The following is a 19,419-nucleotide window of genomic DNA, read 5'->3' as shown; positions in this document are numbered from 1 at the left end:
ACAACTCTTGGCGGGTCGGGTTTGTTCCCCCTCGCCGGAAGATCAGAACGACTCGTTGAAGCGGTGCATCAGCCGGGCGAGGTCCGCCACGTCCTCTTTCGGCCAGCTCTCCAGCGAACGCCTGATCTGTCCGAGTCGGGCCGCGCGGGCCGCGTCGAACCGGCGGGTGCCCTCCTCGGTCAGGCTCAGCTGGGCCGCCCGCCGGTCGGTGGGATCCGGGTCGCGGCGTACCAGGCCCAGCGCCTCCAGCCCGCCGATCTGCCGGCTCAGCGTGCCCTTGCCGATGCCCAGCTTGACGGCCAGGTCGGTGAGCCGGATCGACCCCGACCGCCGCAGCCAGAGCAGCAGGCCGTACGCGTTGGGCTCCAGGTTCGGGTGGACCTCGCGGGCGATCTCCCAGGACAGGGCCCGGCCGCGGCGCAGCAACGCGGTCAACTCGTGCTCCACGGCGCGCAGCGTCTCGTCCACGCTCAGAGGGTACTCAGTCCCCGTCGCTGAGTTGCTGTTGCGCCACCGGGCGCAGCTCGCCGTCGCTGGTTGTGCCCTCGATCACCACGGCGGCCTCACGGCCCCGGTGGGTGAGCGTGGCCACCGCGTTGCCGAAGTAGGGCCCGGCCAGCTTCCGCCAGCGCACCGGCGGGCGGCGTACCCCGGCCGAACGGGCCAGCGCCCGGGTCGCCCCGGCCGGGCCGGGATTCCAGCCCAGCGTCATCAGCGGGCGCATGCCGGCGGGCACCTGGTTGTGGATCGGTGAACAGGTGAGCTGGTGCACCGGCGTGCGGACGTCACGGTCGGCGAACCGGGCCCGCGCCACGTACGAGTGGTGCACGTCCCCGGAGAGCACGCTGATCGACGCCGGTCGCGCGTACGCCGGCCCGGCGCCCACCCGCGCACCGGTGCGCGGCGCGGTGCCGCTGCCCAGCCGCGCGAACAGCTCGCCCAGCGCCTCGAACGAGCGCCGGAACGCCGCCCAGTGCTCCAGGTCCAGGGCCCGGCGGATCTGCTCGGAGATCCGGGCCACCCAGGGCCGGCCGGAGTCGGCCAGGCGCTCGTTCCACGCCTCGACGTGGTGGATGCCCGGTGGCAGCAGCCACGGCAGCGAGCTGCCCACCACCAGGTGGTCGTACTCGCCGTGCGCCTGGTCGAGGAACCACGACCACTCGCCCGGCGGCAGCATCGCCCGGCTGCCCGGCAGGAGCACCCGGCTGGACCGGTTGTCCAGCATCACCAGGCGGGTGCGGCCCAGGTCCAGCGCGTAGCTCCACTGGTACTGCACGGCCCGCCAGCGCTCGGTGTCGTGCGCCAGGTCGGCCTCCTTGTCGACCCGCTCGCCGAACTCGTGCAGCACGCCGGTGGCGTCCTCGGCGGCGATGACCTTCGCGTACACCGGGTCGGCGGCGATCTCGTCCGGGCTCAGGTTGCCCAGGTGCTGGTAGACCCAGTAGGAGGCGAGGCCGCTGCGGATCCGCTCGGCCCACCACGGCTGCTCGCGCATGTCCGCGCGCCACGACTGCGAGGTGTTCCAGTCGTCGATCACCTCGTGGTCGTCGAAGATCATCACGCTCGGCACGGTGGAGAGCAGCCAGCGGATCTCCGGGTCACGCCACGACTCCAGGTAGAGCTTCGTGTACTCGTCGAAGCTCACCACCTGCGTCGCCGGGGCGTCCTTCGGCCGCTTGCGGCGGCGCTTGAGCAGCCGCCGCACGGTCGGCGAGGTCTCGTCCGCGTACACCTGGTCGCCGAGCAGCACCAGCAGGTCGGGCAGCACGGCCTGCTCGGGCGCGGCCATCACCCGCCGGGCGTACGCGTCGAGCGCGTCCGGCGGCAGCTTGCGCGCGGTGGAGTGCTGGGTGGTCTCCCGGCAGGAGCCGAACAGCAGCCGCACCGGCTGGTCGGCGTCGTCGAGCGCGCGGGTCCGGATCACGCTGGGCGGGAACGACGAGTCCGGCAGCGGCCACGCCACCTCGTCGTCGATCAGCACCTCGTAGGTGGTGGCGCTGTCCGGGGTGAGCCCGGTCACCACCACGATCGCGTAGTGGTGGTCGTACGCGGAGAAGGTGGGCGCGCTGCCGGTGGCGCCGTCGGCCGTGCGGACGGTGACCACGGCGGGCGAGCTGGTCTCCACCCAGACGGTCGCCCGCGTGTCGACGACCCGGCGCAGCAACGGGCCGATGAGCAGGCGGGAACCGGGCACGACATCCACCTCCGACAAGATCGTTTCGGCTGTTCCCTACCCGGCCGGCGGTTGCGGTACGCCTTCCGGTGTGAGCGTACCCGCAGGTTGTTCGCGTGCCGAGGCGGTGAGTGGGACGCCGTCGCCGGCATCTGACAGGATTTCGGGCATGACGGAATACCTCCTCGTCGCTCTCGCCCTGCTCGGCGTGCTGATCATCGGCGGCCTGAGCCTCGTGGTGCCCCGGCTGCGCCGGCGGCCGGAGCCTCCGCTGCCGCGCACGGAGGTCGACACCCGGGCCGAGGAGGATCTGGCCGGCCCGCCGGTCGAGGCCCCGGAGGCGGACCTCACCACCGGCGTGGTGGTCGAGGCGCCCCCGGTGGAGGCGCCCCCGGTCGAGGTGCCGGAGCCGACCGCCGGCCGGCTGGTCCGGCTGCGCTCCCGGCTGTCCCGCTCGCAGAACGTCTTCGGCAAGGGCCTGCTCGGCCTGCTCAGCCGCGACCGGCTGGACGAGGACACCTGGGAGGAAATCGAGGACAGCCTGATCACCGCGGACGTCGGCATCGACTCCACCCGGGAGATCGTCGACCGGCTGCGCGAGCGGACCCGGGTGCTCGGCACCCGCACCGGGGAGGAACTGCGCGCGCTGCTCGCCGCCGAGCTGGTGAACGCGCTCGACCCGAGCCTGGACCGCTCGCTGCGGACCGCCCCGAAGGAGGGCGTCCCGGCGGTCGTGCTGGTGGTCGGCGTGAACGGCGCCGGCAAGACCACCACCTGCGGCAAGATCGCCCGGGTGCTGGTCGCGGACGGCCGCAGCGTGCTGCTCGGCGCGGCCGACACGTTCCGGGCCGCCGCCGCCGACCAGCTGGAGACCTGGGGCGGCCGGGTGGGCGCCGAGACGGTCCGCGGGCCCGAGGCCGCCGACCCGGCCAGCGTCGCGTTCGACGCCGTCAAGCGCGGCATCGACACCGGCGTGGACACCGTGCTCATCGACACCGCCGGCCGGCTGCAGAACAAGATCGGCCTGATGGACGAGCTGGGCAAGGTCAAGCGCGTCGTGGAGAAGCACGGCCCGATCGACGAGACGCTGCTGATCCTCGACGCCACCACCGGCCAGAACGGGCTGGAGCAGGCGCGGGTCTTCACCGAGGTGGTCAACGTGACGGGCGTGGTGCTGACCAAGCTCGACGGGACGGCCAAGGGGGGCATCGTGATCTCCGTGCAGCGCAAGCTCGGCATCCCGGTCAAGCTGGTCGGCCTCGGCGAGGGCAAGGACGACCTGGCCCCGTTCGACCCGGCCCAGTTCGTCGACGCGCTGCTCGGCACCGAGCCGCTCGCCCGGGACGCGTAACCTCTCCCGTGACGACTGACGATCGCGCCTACGCGGGGTGGCGCGACCCCAGCCACCCGTCGCCACGCCTCGGGAGACCGTACGTGACTTCGCAGGAGATCCCGCTGCACGGCGGGAACGTGAGCACAGTGGTCCGTGTCGGAGACACGGTCCGGCGCAACGCCGGCCCGTGGACGCCCTCCGTGCACGCGCTGTTGCGCCACCTGGAGTACGTCGGCTTCACCGGCGCGCCCCGCGCGCTCGGCATGGACGAGCGCAACCGCGAGGTCCTGTCGTACCTGGAGGGGGAGTGCGGGGAGTACCCGCTGGCCCCGCACTGGGTCACCGACGAGGCCCTGGTCACGGTGGCCACCATGCTGCGGATGTTCCACGACGCGCAGTACGGCTTCACCCCGCCGCCCGGCGCGGTCTGGCGCTCGTTCGGGCCGCCCCCGCCGGACACCGAGGTGATCTGTCACCACGACGCCGCGCCGCACAACGTGATCTGGCGCCCGGACGGCACGCTCGGGCTGATCGACTTCGACCTCGCCTCGCCCGGCGCCCGCATCTACGACGTGGCGTACGCGGCCTGGACCTGGGTGCCGATCTTCTCCGACCGCGACTCGGTGACGCTGGGCTGGAAGCGCCCCGACCGGCCGCGCCGGCTGCGCCTGTTCGCCGACGCGTACGGGCTGATCCCGCGCGACCGGCACCGGCTCATCCGCACCATCCGCAAGCGCATCGTCGACCACGTCGAGGGCATCCGGCGGATGGCCGCCGCCGGTGAGCCGGCCTTCGTCCGGATCGTCCACAAGGGCCACCTGCGTCGCCCCATGCGCGACCTGCGGCTGCTCGACTACGAGCGGCACCAGTTGGAGTACGCGCTCCGCTGAGCAAGATCGGCGTTCTTCACACGCCGGAAACAACCCGTCACGTGTCGGAAATCGCGGGGTGTCGCTGAAGGAAACAGCCGGCGACAAAGCTTCCGCGCAACCGGCTGACGGGCGATGCTGCCAGGTCTTCAGTCGGAGGGAGGAATACGACAACGAGAGGAGGCAGCGTGGAGATCGACACCGGGAACACTGCCTGGTTGCTTGTCTCGACTGCCCTCGTGCTGCTCATGACCCCCGGTCTCGCGCTGTTCTACGGCGGCCTGAACCGGTCCAAGGGCGTTCTGAACATGATGATGATGAGCTTCTCGTCCATCGGGCTCGTCAGCATCCTGTGGCTTTTCTACGGCTTCACCGTCGCCTTCGGCGAGGGCGGCAAGTTCTGGGGTGACCTCGGTCAGTACCTGGGCACCAAGACGTTCGTCGGCGAGAACGACCTGTGGGGCGAGACCGGAATCCCGATCTACGTCTTCATCGCCTTCCAGATGATGTTCGCGGTCATCACCGTGGCGCTGATCAGCGGCGCGCTCTCCGACCGGGTGAAGTTCGCCGGCTGGCTGCTGTTCGCGTTCGGCTGGGCGACCCTGGTCTACTTCCCGGTCGCCCACATGGTCTGGGGCGGCGGGCTGATCGGCGGCGACATCGGCGCGCTGGACTTCGCCGGTGGTACCGCCGTGCACATCAACGCCGGCGCCGCGGCGCTCGCGCTGGTGCTCGTGCTCGGCAAGCGGGTGGGCTGGCCGCGCGAGAGCATGAAGCCGCACAACGTCCCGATGGTCGCCCTCGGCGCCGCGCTGCTGTGGTTCGGCTGGTTCGGCTTCAACGCCGGCTCCGAGCTGACCGCCGACGGGGTCACCGCGCTGGCGTTCATCAACACCCAGGTCGCCACCGCCGCGGCGCTGCTCGGCTGGATCGTGGTGGAGTGGGTGCGTGACGGCAAGCCGACCCTGGTCGGCGCCTCGTCCGGCGCCATCGCCGGTCTGGTCGCCATCACCCCGGCCTGTGCGTTCATCACCCCGGCCGCAGCGGTGCTGCTGGGCGTGGTGGCCGGTGCGGTCTGCGCCCTCGCGGTCGGTCTGAAGTACCGGCTCGGCTACGACGACTCCCTCGACGTGGTCGGCGTGCACTTCGTCGGCGGCTGGATCGGCTGCCTCTGGATCGGCCTGTTCGGCACCGCCTCGGTGAGCTCGCTGGTGGAGACCGACGGCCTGTTCGTCGGCGGCGACGCCAGCCTGCTCGGCAAGCAGGCGATCAGCGCGCTGATCGTCAGCGTCTACTCCTTCGTCGTCGCCTACGCTCTCGGCTTCGTGATCGACAAGACGATCGGCCTCCGGGTCTCCGCCGAGGCCGAGGTCGACGGCATCGACATCGCCGAGCACGCGGAGAGCGGCTACGACCTGTCGCCCACCACGGGCAGCGGCGGTGGCGCGTTCGCGATGGCCGGGATCGGAGCCGGCAAGCCCGGCGCGGAGCCCGCCGCCGAGTCGGACGAGTCCGCGCCGGTCAGCGAGAAGGTCGCCGGTTAACGTTCCTGGGATGGAGGGGTTGGACATGAAGCTGGTGACCGCGGTCATCAAGCCGTACCAGCTGGACGCGGTGAAGGAGGCTCTGCACGCCCTCGGCGTGGCCGGGCTGACGGTCAGCGAGGTCCAGGGCTACGGCCGGCAGAAGGGGCACACCGAGGTCTACCGGGGTGCCGAGTACACGGTCGAGTTCCTGCCCAAGATCCGGGTCGAGGTGCTCACCGACGAGATCGACGTCGACAAGATCGTGGACGCGATCGTCGGCGCCGCCCGGACCGGCAAGATCGGCGACGGCAAGGTCTGGGTGACCGGCGTCGAAGAGGTCGTCCGGGTGCGTACCGGCGAGCGCGGGCTCGACGCCCTCTGACGGCCGGACCTGCCGACGTGACCTCGTTGACCACGGCTGCCACCCCCACCGGGGACGGCGTGCCCGTGGTCAACGAGGTCGTCGGCGTACCCGGGGGCATCGGTGAGCCGGCCCGGAACGCGCGGGCCGAGGCGCTCGACGCCTGGCTGCGCCGGGCCTTCCCGGACCGGGACGGGGTGGCGCTCGTCGCGGTGGGCGGACTGGGCCGCCGCCAGTGCGCCCCCTACGGCGACCTCGACCTGGTGCTGCTGCACGCCGGGGTCCCCGGCATCGACGAGCTGGCCGCGTCGCTCTGGTACCCGATCTGGGACGCCGGACTGCGGCTGGACCACTCGGTACGCACCGTCGCCGAGGCGCTGTCGGTGGCCCAGGACGACGTCAAGGTCGCCCTCGGCCTGCTCGACGCCCGGCACGTGGCCGGCGACCCGGCGCTCACCGACCAGCTCGCGCGTACCGCCACCGACCACTGGCGGCGGACCGCGATCCGCCAGCTCCCCGGCCTGCGCGAGATCACCGCCGCGCGCTGGGAGGCGCACGGCGAACTGGCGTTCCTGCTCGAAGGCGACCTCAAAGAGGCGGCCGGCGGGCTGCGCGACGTGGGGATCCTGCGCGCCATCGCCACCGCCGGGGTCACCGACGCGCTCCGCCCGGCCGTGTACGCGGCGCACCGGCGGCTGCTGGACACCCGCGACGCGCTGCACCAGCAGGTGGGCCGCCGGGTCGACCGCCTGGTCGCCCAGGAACGCGACGGCGTGGCGCGGCTGCTCGGCGCCGAGGACGGCGACGCGCTGCTGCGGCTCGTGGCCGGCGACGCCCGCACCGTCAGCCATGCCCTGGACGACGCCTGGCGGGCCGCCGACCGGCTCCGCTCCGGCCGCCACCGGGCCGCCCCCGGCCGGCCGCTGCGCCGCCCGGTTGCGCGGGACGTGGTCGAGCAGGACGGGGAACTGGTGCTCGCCCGTACCGCCATCGGGGCCCGCCCCGACCCGAGCCTGTCGCTGCGGGTGGCCGCCGCGGCCGCCACCACCCGGCTGCCCATCGCGCGGGCCACCTGCGAGTGGCTGGCCGCGTACTGTCCGCCGCTGCCCGCGCCCTGGCCGCCGGCGGCACGGGCCGCGCTGATCACGCTGCTCGGCGCCGGTCCCGGCCTGGTGCCCGCCTGGGAGACCTGCGACAGGTACGGGCTGATCGACCGCTGGCTGCCCGAGTGGACCCGGATGCGCAGCCTGCCCCAGCACAACCCGGTGCACCGGTTCACGCTCGACCGGCACCTGGTGCAGACCGCGTACGAGGCGAGCCGGCACACCCGCGACGTGGAACGCCCCGACCTGCTGCTGCTCGGCGCGTTCCTGCACGACATCGGCAAAGGGCTGGAAGGAGATCACTCGACGGTCGGCGCGCCGCTGGCCGAGGCGGTGGCCGCCCGGGTCGGGCTGCCACCGGCCGAGGCGGAGCTGATCGGCACGCTGGTCCGGCTGCATCTGCTGCTGCCCGACGTGGCGACCCGCCGCGACCTGTCCGACCCGAAGACGGTCGCCGGTGTCGCCGAGCGGGTCGGCGACACCGCCACGCTGGAACTGCTGCACGCCCTGGTGCGCGCCGACGCCGCCGCCACCGGCCCGGCCGCCTGGTCGGCCTGGAAGGGCCGGCTGATCGCCGAGCTGGTGGCCCGGGTGCGCACCACCCTGGACACCGGCGTGGTGCCCGCTCCGCCGGCCCCCGACCCGGCGCTCGTGGCCGGGCCGCTGCCTGTCGTACACCTGGGGGAGGACCGGGTGTCGGTGGCCGCGGCGGACCGGCGCGGACTGCTCGCCACGGTCGCCGGTTGCCTGGCCCTGCACCGCCTCGAGGTGATCTCCGCGGACGCCGCCACCGTGGACGGCCGCGCCCTGGTGCAGTGCCGGGTGCAGCCGCGCTACGGGCTGGCGCCGAACCCGATCGCGCTCAGCGCCGACCTGCGCCGCGCGGTCGGCGGCGACGTCTCGGTGAATCAGCGGCTGCGTGGCCGGGCGCTCGCCGCCCGCAGCCAGGGCGCCGCCCCCCGGGTGGTTTGGCACCGGGAGGCGGCCACCGACGCGGTGCTGCTGGAACTGCGCGCCGCGGACGCGGCCGGGCTGCTGTACCGGGTCACCTGCGCGCTGGACGAGGCCGGCGCCCAGGTGCGGGCGGCCCGGATCTCCACGCTCGGCGGCGACGTGGTGGACGCCTTCTACCTGGTCGGCGGCTGGCCCTCGGACGAGGAACGAGCGCACGTCGAGGCCGCCGTGCTCGCCGCCGTGTAAGGAAGGGCCCCTTGTTAACGCCTCCGGTAGAGGAAGGGACCCCTGTTAACACCCGGCCGACGAGCGGCGCAGGCCCGTGGACGGCCGGGCCGGAGCGAGGGTGCGGGCGGCGGGCTACCCTAACGGTGGGCTGGACCATCGGCCCGCCAGCATGTGCCCGCCGAAAACGACAAACGGGATGTTCGCGTGTTTGACACCTTGAGTGACCGCCTGTCCGGGATCTTCACCAAGCTCCGCGGCAAGGGCCGGCTCACCGACGCCGACATCGACGCCACCGCGCGCGAGATCCGGATGGCGTTGCTGGAGGCCGACGTCGCCCTGCCGGTGGTCAAGGGCTTCATCGCGAACGTCAAGGAGCGGGCGCGCAGCGCCGAGGTCTCCCAGGCGCTGAACCCGGCCCAGCAGATCATCAAGATCGTCAACGAGGAGCTGATCAACGTCCTCGGCGGCGAGGGGCGGCGGCTCCAGTTCGCCAAGCACCCGCCGACCGTGATCATGCTGGCCGGCCTCCAGGGCTCCGGTAAGACCACGCTCGCCGGCAAGCTGGCCCGCTGGCTCAAGAGCCAGGGCCACCAGCCGCTGCTCGTCGCCGCCGACCTCCAGCGCCCCAACGCCGTCGGGCAGCTCCAGGTGCTCGGTGGCCGGGCCGGCGTCGAGGTGTACGCCCCGGCGCCCGGCAACGGCGTCGGCGACCCGGTGCAGGTGGCCCGCGACTCGATCGAGCACGCCCGCCGCGCCGCCCGCGACATCGTCATCGTCGACACCGCCGGCCGGCTCGGCATCGACGCCGAGATGATGCAGCAGGCCGCGAACATCCGCGACGCGGTCCAGCCCGACGAGGTCATCTTCGTCATCGACGCGATGGTCGGCCAGGACGCGGTCCGTACCGCAGAGGCGTTCCGCGACGGCGTGGGCATCACCGGCGTGGTGCTGTCCAAGCTCGACGGCGACGCCCGCGGCGGCGCCGCGCTCTCCGTCCGCGAGGTCACCGGCCAGCCGATCCTGTTCGCCTCCACCGGCGAGAAGCTGGAGGACTTCGACGTCTTCCACCCCGACCGGATGGCCAGCCGGATCCTCGGCATGGGCGACGTCCTCACTCTGATCGAGCAGGCCGAGGCGGCCTTCGACTCCGATCAGAAGGACAAGATGACCGCCAAGCTGATGGGCGGGGAGACCTTCACGCTGGAGGACTTCCTCGATCAGCTCATCGCGGTCCGGCGGATGGGCCCGATCGCCAACGTGCTGGCCATGATGCCGGGCATGGGGCAGATGAAGGACCAGCTCGCCGAGCTGGACGACAAGCACTTCGACCGGGTGACCGCGATCATCAGGTCGATGACCCCGGCCGAGCGCACCAACCCGAAGATCATCAACGGCTCCCGCCGGGCCCGGATCGCCAACGGCTCCGGCGTCACCGTCATGGACGTCAACCAGCTGCTCAACCGCTTCACCGACGCGCAGAAGATGATGAAGCAGATGGGCGGCATGATGGGCCTGCCCGGCGGTGGCCGGCGCAAGGCGACCAAGTCGCCGAAGAACAAGCGCAAGGGCACGAAGGGCGGCGGGCGGCCGCGTACCGGCGCCGGCATGCCGGGTGGCTTCCCGGGCGGGATGCCGCAGCTCCCGCCGGGCCTGGACCCGGGTGATCTGGCGGGTGGGCAGGGCCTGCCGCCGGGCTTCAAGCTTCCGAAGATCGACTTCAACAAGCTGGGCAAGGGCGGCGACAAGGGCCCCCGCTAGCGTGTCGGTGACAGTGGGCGATGTGATCATCACCTAGGGTCGGTTCGCCCCCTGGAAGGAGATGTCATGACCGCGGCGCCGATCCTGCCCGAGCGGCACGAGTGGACGGTCGACGACCTGGGCGACCTGCCCAAGGACCTTCCGTACGAACTGATCAACGGAAGGTTGATCGTGCCGTCGCCCACCGCCCTGCACCAGGATCTGTGTGTCCGTCTCCTACTCGCGCTTGAGGTCAACTGCCCGCCTGAGTTCCTGGTGAGCATCGACCTGTCCATGCGGGTGGACCGCCGCAACGAGCCGCGCCCGGATGTGGTGGTGATCCGGCGCAAGCACGCCGGCCGGTCGCCGGTCCCGGTCGAGGACGCGCTGCTCGCCGTCGAGGTCGTCTCGCCGACGTCGCACTTCCACGACCTGTACGACAAGGCGAAGGTCTACGCCCGCTCCGGGGTCCGCTCCTACTGGGTGGTGGATCCGCAGCACGAGCGGATCGCGCTGACCGAGTACACGCTCGACGGCGCCGCCCGCGAGTACGAGCAACTGGCACACACCGAGGACCTGTTCGTCACCGAGCGGCCCTGGAAGGTCTCGGTCGATCTGCCGGCGCTGACCGCGCGGCGCAACGACCTGCTCGCCGGCGAGGAGGACTGATCGGGTAGGACTGTGCACATGGCTCTGCACGTGCGCGGTGTGTTCCTTCCCGACGACGAGGTCCGGGACGTCTGGCTGGTCGGCGACCGGGTCACCTTCGAACCGGTGCCCGGCGCCGAGACGGTGGCCGACGGCGGCTTCGTGCTGCCCGGTCTGACCGATGCGCACTGCCACATCGGCATCGCCCGCGGCGGCAGCCCGATCACCTCGCTCGACCAGGCGCGGGAACTGGCCCGGATCGACCGGGACGCGGGCGTGCTGGCGATCCGCGACGCCGGGTCGCCGTACCCGTACCCCGAACTGGAGGACGAGCCGGACCTGCCGCGACTGGCCCGCGCGGGCCGGCACATCGCCCCGCCCAAGCGCTACCTGCGCGACATCGGCGTGAGGTCGGCGCGGCGGAGGTCGCCGAGACGGTGGCCGCGCAGGCCGCGGCCGGCAACGGCTGGGTCAAGCTGGTCGGCGACTGGATCGAGCGGGGAGTGGGCGACCTGGCGCCGGCCTGGGACGCCGACACCATGACCGCGGCGGTCGCCGCCGCGCACGCCGCCGGGGTACGCGCGGCGGTGCACACGTTCTCCGAGTCGGCGGTGGAGATCATGGTGCGGGCCGGGGTGGACTCGGTGGAGCATGGCACCGGGCTGAGCCTCGACCTGATCGACCTGATGGCCCGGCAGGGCACCGCGCTGGTTCCCACGATGATCAACATCCGGACCTTCGGCCACATCGCGGAGCAGGCCCGGCCCAAGTTCCCCGGGTACGCCGACCACATGCTCGCCCTGCGCGACCGCTTCCCCGAGGTGGTGCGCGCCGCGCACGAGGCCGGTGTGCCGATCTACGTCGGCACCGACGCGGGCGGCGGCATCGACCACGGGCTCGCGGCCGAGGAGATGCTCCTGCTGCACGAGCAGGCCGGCATGTCCGCGCCGGACGTGCTGGCCGCCGCCTCCTGGCGGGCCCGGGAGTGGCTCGGCTTCCCCGGGCTGGTCGAGGGCGGCCTCGCCGACCTGGTGGTCTACCCCGAAGATCCGCGCCGTGACCTGCGCGTGGTCCGGACGCCCAGCCGGATCGTCCTGCGCGGCCGGGTCGTCCGCTGACGGGCCGTGACCGGCCGCCGTCGTCGCTAGCGCGCCGTCGCCGCCATCAGGAACAGGCGCACCGCCAGGTCGGCCAGCCGGTCGGCGGTCTCGTCGACCGGGCCGCCGGGCAGCACGATGTGGCTCACCACCAGGCGTACGACGCTGTCCGCCGCGAACGCCAGGGCCGCCGGATCGGCGTCGGGCAGGCGGTCACCCGTCCAGTCCAGCAGCGCCGCCGCGGCCTCGGCGAGCACCAGCTCGGACCGGGTGGTCAGGTACGGCAGCAACTCCTCCGAGCCGCCCCGCGTGCTGGTCAGCACGGCCCGGACCAGCGGGTTCTCGGCGGCTGAGGCGAGCGTGCGGTGGATCGCCGCGTACGCCGCCGCCCGCACGTCGGAGTCGTGCTCGCCGAGCGCGGACCGGACCTGGCCGACGAACCGGTCCACCTCGTGCCGGGCCAGCGCCTCGCCCAGGCCCGCCTTGGTGCCGAACTCGTTGTAGACCGTCTGCCGGCTCACCCCGGCGGCGGCGGCCACCGCGCCCATCCGGACACGGTCCCACCCGAGGGCCACGGTCTGCGCCCGGGCGGCCTCCACGATCGCGTCCCGTGTCTCACCCATCGCCGTCGAAGTCTACGGCCGCGCCGGGCGACACGGCGCGGCCCGGCTCCCCGGCGAACCCCCGCCCCGCACGGCGCATAGGATGTGCGGTCATGGCACGCGTGCTCACTCCCCGTGCGGAGGACTTTCCCCGCTGGTACCAGGACCTGATCGCCAAGGCGAAGCTGGCCGACAACGGCCCGGTCCGGGGGACCATGGTGATCCGACCGGCCGGCTACGCCATCTGGGAGCGGATGCAGGCCGAGATGGACGCCCGGATCAAGGCGGCCGGCGCGGAGAATGCATACTTCCCGCTGTTCATCCCGGAGAGCTACCTCAAGCGCGAGGCCGAGCACGTCGAGGGCTTCTCGCCGGAGCTGGCGGTGGTCACGCACGGCGGCGGCAAGCAGCTCGCCGAGCCGGTGGTGGTGCGCCCCACCAGCGAGACGGTCATCGGCGAGTTCATGGCCAAGTGGATCGACTCGTACCGCGACCTGCCGCTGCTGCTCAACCAGTGGGCGAACGTGGTCCGGTGGGAGCTGCGCCCGCGGATCTTCCTCCGTACCAGCGAGTTCCTCTGGCAGGAGGGGCACACCGCGCACGCGACCCGTGAGGACGCCCGCGCCTACGCGCGGCGGATCCTGCACGAGGCGTACGAGGACCTGATGGTCAACGTGCTCGGCATCCCGGTCGTGGTCGGCCTGAAGACCGCCCGGGAGCGCTTCGCCGGCGCCACCGCCACGTACACGTGCGAGGGCATGATGGGCGACGGCAAGGCGCTGCAGCTGGGCACCAGCCACGAGCTGGGCCAGAACTTCGCCAAGGCGTTCGACATCAGCTACTCCTCGGCCGAGGGTGGCCGGGAGCACGCGTGGACCACCTCCTGGGGCACGTCCACCCGGATGCTCGGCGGCCTGATCATGTGCCACGGCGACGACAACGGGCTACGGGTGCCGCCGAAGCTGGCGCCGGTCCAGGCGTACGTGATGATCGTCAAGGACGGCGACGGCGTGAGCGAGGCGGCGGCCAAGCTGCGCGACGCGCTGCGCGACGCCGGGGTGCGGGTGGCGCTGGACGACCGGACCGACACCGCGTTCGGCCGCCGGGCCGTCGACGCCGAGCTGCGCGGCTACCCGGTACGCGTCGAGGTCGGCCCGCGTGACCTGGCCGCCGGCAACGCGGTGGTGGTCCGGCGTACGGACGGTTCGAAGGCCCCGACCCCGGTGGCCGACGTGGTCGGCGCGGTCCTCGCCGCGCTGGAGGCCGACCAGCGGGCGCTGCACGACCAGGCGCTGGAGTTCCGCCGGTCCCGCACCGTCGAGGTGTCGACGCTGGCCGAGGCGATCGAGGCGTCCGCCACCGGCTGGGCGCGGGTGCCGTGGTCGGCGGTCGGCGTCGAGGGCGAGGCCGAGGCGAACGGTCAGGGCGTGACGGTTCGCTGCCTGGTGCGCGCCGACGGCTCGGTGCCGGACTCGGAGGACGAGCCCGACCTGGTGGCGATCCTCGCCCGCGCCTACTGAGGGTGTAAGGAAGGGCCCCTTCTTAACGCATTCTGCATAGGCGGGGGCCCTTGTTAACACGACGGCGGGGGTGAGCGTGCGGTTCGAGCCGGGGCGGCTGATCATGCACCGGAACGTGCGGCATGGCCGGATCGGGTGGGTCCGGTCGGCCCGCGTGGTCTCCGACGACGAGCGCGGCCTGCTGCTCTGGGTGGCGCGGACAGCGCCCGTCGCGCACGAGGTGAACGCCGCCGGCCTGGGCATGCGGGCCGTGCCGTTCGCCGAGTGGGTGACGTCGTCCTACCGGCTCGCGCAGGGCCGGTGGAACGGTCCGCCGGTGCTGAAGTTCCTGCCCACCGGCGCGGCCCACTCGGTCTGGTGGTTCCGCGACGCCGCCGGGCGCTTCCAGAACTGGTACGTCAACCTGGAGGAGCCCGGCGTCCGCTGGGACGACGGCGCGGTGGCCGGTGTCGACATGGTCGACCAGGACCTCGACGTGGTGGTGTACCCGGACCTGAGCTGGGAGTGGAAGGACGAGGACGAGTTCGCCGAGCGGCTGGCGTTCCCGGAGCACTACTGGGTGACAGACGAGAAGGCGGTACGCGCCGAGGGTGAGCGGGTGATCCGGATCGCCGAGGCGGGCGCGTTCCCGTTCGACGGCACCTGGTGCGACTTCACCCCGCCCGCGGAATGGGATGTACCGGACGAACTTCCGCCGGGGTGGGACCGCCCGCCGGTGCGCTGAGCGGGTGTCGTCCGTCACGGCCCGACCCGCCGCGGGCGTGGTGTCCGGGTCCGGTGTGAGAGTTCCGGGGCGGATCTGGCAGAATGGTTCGCTGGTATCCGGCGCGCGTCCGGCGCCCTCTAACCCGGGCGCGTCGCCAGTTCACCGAGCAGTCTCCGGCCCAAACCCCACTGTGCCGGTCGGCGCTCACCCGCCACACCGCCCGTACGGGCCGGTGAGATCGCAACAGGAGCGAAACAACTGTGGCCGTAAAGATCCGGCTCCTGCGGATGGGCAAGATCCGCAACCCGCAGTACCGCATCGTCATCGCCGACTCGCGCACCAAGCGTGACGGTCGCGCGATCGAGTTCGTCGGTGTGTACCAGCCGAAGGAAGACCCTTCGGTGATCGAGGTCAAGTCGGAGCGGGTCCAGTACTGGCTGTCGGTCGGCGCTCAGCCGAGCGAGGCCGTGCAGCGCCTGCTGGAGCTGACCGGCGACTGGCAGAAGTTCAAGGGCCTGCCGGCCCCGCCGCCGCTGAAGGTCGCCCCCGAGCGGGCCGACCGCAAGGCGGCGTACGAGGCCGAGGCGAAGGCCGCCGCCGGCGTGGCGGACACCCCGGCCAAGCCGGCCAAGAAGGCCGCCGCCAAGGCGGAGGAGCCGAAGGCCGAGGCCAAGGCCGAGGAGCAGACCGGTGCCGAGTCCGGCGAGCAGGCCTGACATGCCGCTGCGTCCCGCTCTGGAGCACCTGGTCAAGGGCATCGTCGACCACCCGGACGACGTCCGGGTGCGGATGGTCGACTCCCGTCGGGGCAAGCGCCTCGAAGTCCGCGTGCACCCCGAGGACCTCGGCACGGTGATCGGGCGGTCCGGCCGGACCGCCAAGGCGCTGCGCCAGGTGATCGGGTCCATCGGCGGGCGTGGGGTACGCGTCGACATCGTCGACTCGTACTGATGCTTCTCGTCGTCGGCCGGATCGGTAAGCCGCACGGCATCCGCGGTGAGGTCACCGTGGAGGTGCGTACCGACGAGCCCGAAGCACGGTTCGCCCCCGGTTCGGTGTTGACCACCGAGCCGGGGGTCACCCCGTCGGAGCCCGGCGCCTGGCGGGTGCCGCCGACGCTCACCGTCGAGTCGGCCCGCTGGCACCAGGGGCGGCTGCTCGTCGCCTTCGAGGGCGTGCTGGAGCGCAACGTCGCCGAGGCGCTGCGCAACACGCTGCTCGGCGTGGACAGCGCCGACGTCGCCCCGCCGGAGGACCCGGAGGAGTTCCACGACCACCAGCTGGTCGGGCTCGCCGTGGTCACCCGCGACGGCGAGCACGTGGGCGAGGTGGCCCGCATCGACCACGCGCCCGCGTCCGACATGCTGGTGCTGCGGCGGCCCGAGGGGCGTACCGCGCTGGTCCCGTTCGTCAAGGCGATAGTGCCCGAGGTGGATCTGGCCGGCGGTCGCGTCGTCGTCGACCTGCCCGACGGCCTGCTCGATCTCTAGCTCTCGACCTCCGGCTGGAGCCACCGCATGCGCGTCGACATCGTGTCGATCTTCCCTGAGTACTTCGCCCCGCTGGACCTGTCGCTGATCGGCAAGGCCCGCGCGAACGGCACGCTGCGGCTGGCCGTACACGATCTGCGGACCTGGACCCACGACGTGCACCGCACCGTCGACGACACGCCCTACGGCGGCGGTCCCGGCATGGTCATGCGGCCTGAGCCGTGGGGCGAGGCGCTGGACGCGCTGGCCCCGGGCGAGCTGAGCCCGGACGGGCACACGCTGCCCCGGCTGATCGTGCCGTCCCCGGCCGGCGTCCCGTTCACCCAGGCCCTGGCGCACGAGCTGGCCGCCGAGTCGCACCTGCTGTTCGCCTGCGGCCGGTACGAGGGCATCGACCAGCGGGTGCTGGACCACGCGGCGACCCGGATGCCGGTGACCGAGGTCTCCCTGGGTGACTACGTGCTCTTCGGCGGCGAGGTGGCAGTGCTGGTGATCCTGGAGGCGGTCACCCGGCTGCTGCCCGGGGTGCTGGGCAACGCCGGCTCGCTGGACGAGGAGTCACACGCGCACGGGCTGCTGGAGGCCCCGCTCTACACGAAGCCGGCGACCTGGCGCGGGCTGGACGTGCCGGAGGTGCTGCGCTCCGGCGACCACGGCCGGATCGCCCGCTGGCGACGGGACGAGGCGCTGCTGCGCACGGCCGGGCGCCGCCCCGACATGATCGGCGCGCTGGCCCCGGAGACGCTCGACAAGCGGGACCGGGCGACGCTGGACCGGGGCGGATTTTCCCCGCCACCGGGGCATGTGGCAAAGTAGAGGGGTTGCCGCATCCGTCCACGCCGTGGGCGGCTGCGAGGACCCTCGACCGGGGCCGGTCTCGCCGGTCACCATCCGGGGGTCAGAATCACCCATCCGCGCATCGACTGACGATGCGCCGTGAGCCTCACGAGGACGCAGCGATGAACATCCTGGACGCCCTTGACGCCCAGTCGAAGCGTACCGACCTGCCCGACTTCCGTGCCGGTGACACCGTCAAGGTGCACGCGCGGGTCGTCGAGGGCAACCGCTCCCGGGTCCAGATCTTCCAGGGCGTCGTCATCCGCCGCCAGGGTGACGGCCTGCGTGAGACCTTCTCGGTCCGCAAGGTCAGCTTCGGTGTCGGCGTGGAGCGGACCTACCCGCTCAACGGCCCGGGCATCGACCGGATCGAGGTCGTGACCCGCGGTGACGTGCGTCGCGCCAAGCTCTACTACCTGCGCGAGCTGCGGGGCAAGAAGGCCAAGATCAAGGAGCTGCGGGAGAAGCAGCCGGCGAACTGATTCGCGTTCGCCACGCCGCCCGGCCTGCGCGGATGTCGTATCGACCAGACCGCATTACCCTGGTCGGTACGGGCGCAGCCGGACGGTGCGAAACGGTCCACTACCGCCCGTGGGGTCTCGAAGGAGACTCCCGGGCGGTAGTGTCGTTTCCGCGGACCGGAGAGTGGCATGGTGCAGATGGTTGACGAGGACGGCGCCGTCGATCCCTGGCGCCGGCGGGCCCGGCGCGGGCGTCGCCAGATGCCGCTCTGGCAGGAGCTTCCGCTGCTGCTCATCGTGGCGTTCTGCCTGGCGGTGCTGATCCGCACGTTCCTGCTCCAGGCGTTCTTCATCCCCTCCGGGTCGATGGAGAACACGCTGCTCGTCGGCGACCGGGTGCTCGTCAACAAGGTCGTCTACGACGTCCGCGACCCCGTCCGCGGCGAGGTGGTGGTGTTCCGCGGCACCGACCGCTGGGTCGCCCAGGAGGCGCCTGCGCCGCCCACCAACTTCGCCGGCCAGGTCAGCCGCACGCTCGGTGACCTGGTGGGCGTCAGCCGCCCCGGTGAGAAGGACTTCATCAAGCGGGTCATCGGCGTGCCGGGCGACAAGATCTGGTGCTGCGACGACGGCCGCGTGGTGGTCAACGGGGTGCCGCTGGACGAGCAGGCGTACGTCTCCGAGGACTCCCCGCTCGAGCTTCCGCCCAATCCGAAGGAATGCCGGTCCCGGCAGTTCACCGAGGTGGTGGTGCCGCCGGGGCAGATCTTCGTGATGGGTGACCACCGGCTGGTCTCGCAGGACGCCCGATGTCAGGGGCCGGTGCCGATCGAGAACGTGATCGGTCGCGCCTTCATGATCGTCTGGCCGTCGCAGCGGTGGACCACCCTGCCCGTACCGGAGACGTTCGCGGACGTGCCGCGCGCGGACGCCGCGGCCGCCTCCGGCCCGGTCCCGGTGGATCCCGACCCGGTGGGCGGAGTCGTCCTGATCGTGCCGGTCGTGGCGACGCTCACGGTTCTCGCGGGTTCGGGGCGACTGCGCCGCACCCGGGGACGTAGGCTCCTCCCGTGATCGACGAGCAGACCGAGAAGCCGCGCAACTCCTTCTGGAAGGAGCTGCCCATCCTCCTGGGTGTGGCGATCCTGGTCGCAGTGCTGGTTCGCGCCTTCGTGCTGCAGACCTTCTTCATCCCGTCGCCGTCCATGGAGAACACCCTCAAGATCGACGATCGGGTGCTGGTCAACAAGCTGGTCTACGACTTCCGCTCGCCGCACCGGGGCGAGGTGATCGTTTTCAAGGCGCCCACCGAGTGGAGCGGCAACCCCGACGGTGAGGACTTCATCAAGCGGGTGATCGGCGTCGGCGGCGATCACGTGGTCTGCTGCGACCGTACGGGCGGGCAGGACCGGCTGGTCATCAACGGCAAGCCGGTCGACGAGCCGTTCATCTTCCCCGGCAACAAGCCCGCCGACCAGGACTTCGACATCACCGTGCCGAAGGGCCGGTTGTGGGTCATGGGTGACCACCGGGAGGCCTCCGGCGACTCGCTGGAGCACTGGCAGCAGTCCGGCGAGGACATCACCGTCGCCACCATCCCGGAGGGCGAGGTCGTCGGGCGGGCTTTCACCATCTTCTGGCCGGTCAGCCGCGCCACCTGGCTCAGCGTGCCGAAGCAGTTCGAGGGGATCCCCAATCCCTGACCCGACGGCTTCCGCGCGCCCCCACGCCCACCCCCGGCCGCCGGCGGGAGGGCGTGGTCGTTCGTCGCAGC

General features: G+C 72.3%; 19 protein-coding genes and 1 pseudogene. 17 read left to right on the top strand and 3 right to left on the bottom strand.

The genetic code is table 11. The features are described 5' to 3' along the window. Window positions 1–42: 42 nt before the first annotated feature. Together MCBG_RS13250 and MCBG_RS13245 are read right to left on the bottom strand one after the other, a co-directional pair. A complete protein-coding gene (locus tag MCBG_RS13250) occupies window positions 43–468 on the bottom strand; it encodes a MarR family winged helix-turn-helix transcriptional regulator (RefSeq protein ID WP_043325928.1) in 426 nt (141 codons plus the stop codon). 13 nt (window positions 469–481) lie between these two features. Beyond that, complete coding sequence (locus MCBG_RS13245) at window positions 482–2,194, bottom strand: alkaline phosphatase D family protein (protein ID WP_043330561.1); 1,713 nt, start codon at window positions 2,192–2,194, stop codon at window positions 482–484. 148 nt (window positions 2,195–2,342) lie between these two features. On the opposite strand from MCBG_RS13245, the gene ftsY reads away from it, so the two are divergent. From ftsY to MCBG_RS13205, 8 genes and pseudogenes are all read left to right on the top strand, one after another. Next, the gene (gene ftsY, locus MCBG_RS13240) at window positions 2,343–3,524 is read left to right on the top strand and encodes a signal recognition particle-docking protein FtsY (RefSeq protein WP_043325927.1); all 1,182 of its coding nucleotides are present in this window, start codon (window positions 2,343–2,345) and stop codon (window positions 3,522–3,524) included. An 8-nt stretch (window positions 3,525–3,532) separates the two neighbouring features. Further along, complete coding sequence (locus tag MCBG_RS13235; RefSeq protein ID WP_174537508.1) at window positions 3,533–4,396, top strand: aminoglycoside phosphotransferase family protein; 864 nt, start codon at window positions 3,533–3,535, stop codon at window positions 4,394–4,396. A gap of 227 nt (window positions 4,397–4,623) precedes the next feature. Next, window positions 4,624–5,919, top strand: coding sequence for an ammonium transporter (locus MCBG_RS13230; protein WP_231915538.1), 1,296 nt, complete (start codon window positions 4,624–4,626; stop codon window positions 5,917–5,919). Window positions 5,920–5,944: 25 nt separating this feature from the next. After that, window positions 5,945–6,283: a P-II family nitrogen regulator gene (locus tag MCBG_RS13225; protein WP_174537509.1), complete on the top strand. Its 339-nt coding sequence runs from the start codon at window positions 5,945–5,947 to the stop codon at window positions 6,281–6,283. Window positions 6,284–6,300: 17 nt separating this feature from the next. After that, entirely contained in the window at window positions 6,301–8,565 is a 2,265-nt protein-coding gene (locus MCBG_RS13220) for a [protein-PII] uridylyltransferase (protein WP_043325923.1), read from the top strand. A gap of 186 nt (window positions 8,566–8,751) precedes the next feature. Beyond that, a complete protein-coding gene (ffh, locus tag MCBG_RS13215; RefSeq protein WP_043325921.1) occupies window positions 8,752–10,305 on the top strand; it encodes a signal recognition particle protein in 1,554 nt (517 codons plus the stop codon). Between the two features lie 66 nt (window positions 10,306–10,371). Beyond that, window positions 10,372–10,953, top strand: a complete 582-nt coding sequence (locus tag MCBG_RS13210) for a Uma2 family endonuclease (RefSeq protein ID WP_043325919.1) — start codon at window positions 10,372–10,374, stop codon at window positions 10,951–10,953. A gap of 18 nt (window positions 10,954–10,971) precedes the next feature. Beyond that, window positions 10,972–12,050: pseudogene (locus MCBG_RS13205) on the top strand (amidohydrolase family protein). Window positions 12,051–12,076: 26 nt separating this feature from the next. On the opposite strand, the gene MCBG_RS13200 reads toward MCBG_RS13205, so the two are convergent. Then, window positions 12,077–12,652 (bottom strand): TetR/AcrR family transcriptional regulator, encoded by a 576-nt coding sequence (locus MCBG_RS13200; RefSeq protein ID WP_043325918.1) that lies wholly within the window; start codon window positions 12,650–12,652, stop codon window positions 12,077–12,079. Between the two features lie 92 nt (window positions 12,653–12,744). On the opposite strand from MCBG_RS13200, the gene proS reads away from it, so the two are divergent. The 9 genes from proS (at window position 12,745) to lepB (MCBG_RS13155) (ending at window position 19,348) form a co-directional block, all read left to right on the top strand. After that, entirely contained in the window at window positions 12,745–14,151 is a 1,407-nt protein-coding gene (proS, locus tag MCBG_RS13195) for a proline--tRNA ligase (RefSeq protein WP_043325917.1), read from the top strand. Between the two features lie 76 nt (window positions 14,152–14,227). Beyond that, window positions 14,228–14,875, top strand: a complete 648-nt coding sequence (locus MCBG_RS13190) for a ribonuclease FAU-1 family protein (RefSeq protein ID WP_043330560.1) — start codon at window positions 14,228–14,230, stop codon at window positions 14,873–14,875. 242 nt (window positions 14,876–15,117) lie between these two features. Further along, window positions 15,118–15,573 carry a 30S ribosomal protein S16 gene (gene rpsP / locus MCBG_RS13185; RefSeq protein WP_013284587.1) on the top strand — a complete coding sequence of 152 codons (456 nt, stop codon included), beginning with the start codon at window positions 15,118–15,120 and terminating at the stop codon, window positions 15,571–15,573. Further along, complete coding sequence (locus MCBG_RS13180; protein WP_026268109.1) at window positions 15,548–15,808, top strand: RNA-binding protein; 261 nt, start codon at window positions 15,548–15,550, stop codon at window positions 15,806–15,808. The genes rpsP and MCBG_RS13180 overlap by 26 nt, the downstream gene beginning before the upstream one ends. Then, window positions 15,808–16,347, top strand: coding sequence for a ribosome maturation factor RimM (gene rimM, locus MCBG_RS13175; RefSeq protein ID WP_043325915.1), 540 nt, complete (start codon window positions 15,808–15,810; stop codon window positions 16,345–16,347). The genes MCBG_RS13180 and rimM overlap by 1 nt, the downstream gene beginning before the upstream one ends. 27 nt (window positions 16,348–16,374) lie before the next feature. Beyond that, window positions 16,375–17,163 carry a tRNA (guanosine(37)-N1)-methyltransferase TrmD gene (gene trmD, locus MCBG_RS13170; RefSeq protein WP_043325913.1) on the top strand — a complete coding sequence of 263 codons (789 nt, stop codon included), beginning with the start codon at window positions 16,375–16,377 and terminating at the stop codon, window positions 17,161–17,163. 143 nt (window positions 17,164–17,306) lie between these two features. After that, complete coding sequence (gene rplS, locus MCBG_RS13165; RefSeq protein ID WP_013284591.1) at window positions 17,307–17,666, top strand: 50S ribosomal protein L19; 360 nt, start codon at window positions 17,307–17,309, stop codon at window positions 17,664–17,666. Window positions 17,667–17,834: 168 nt separating this feature from the next. Further along, window positions 17,835–18,719 carry a signal peptidase I gene (lepB, locus tag MCBG_RS13160; RefSeq protein WP_043325911.1) on the top strand — a complete coding sequence of 295 codons (885 nt, stop codon included), beginning with the start codon at window positions 17,835–17,837 and terminating at the stop codon, window positions 18,717–18,719. After that, entirely contained in the window at window positions 18,716–19,348 is a 633-nt protein-coding gene (gene lepB, locus MCBG_RS13155; RefSeq protein ID WP_043325910.1) for a signal peptidase I, read from the top strand. Before lepB (MCBG_RS13160) ends, lepB (MCBG_RS13155) begins: the two co-directional genes overlap by 4 nt. Window positions 19,349–19,419 lie beyond the last annotated feature (71 nt).

It is taken from the genome of Micromonospora sp. M42 (genome assembly GCF_000568915.1).
Classification (GTDB): Bacteria; Actinomycetota; Actinomycetes; order Mycobacteriales; family Micromonosporaceae; genus Micromonospora; species Micromonospora chalcea.
The sequence above is the reverse complement of the archived record's forward strand: the minus strand, read 5'-3'. Positions and strand labels throughout refer to the sequence as shown.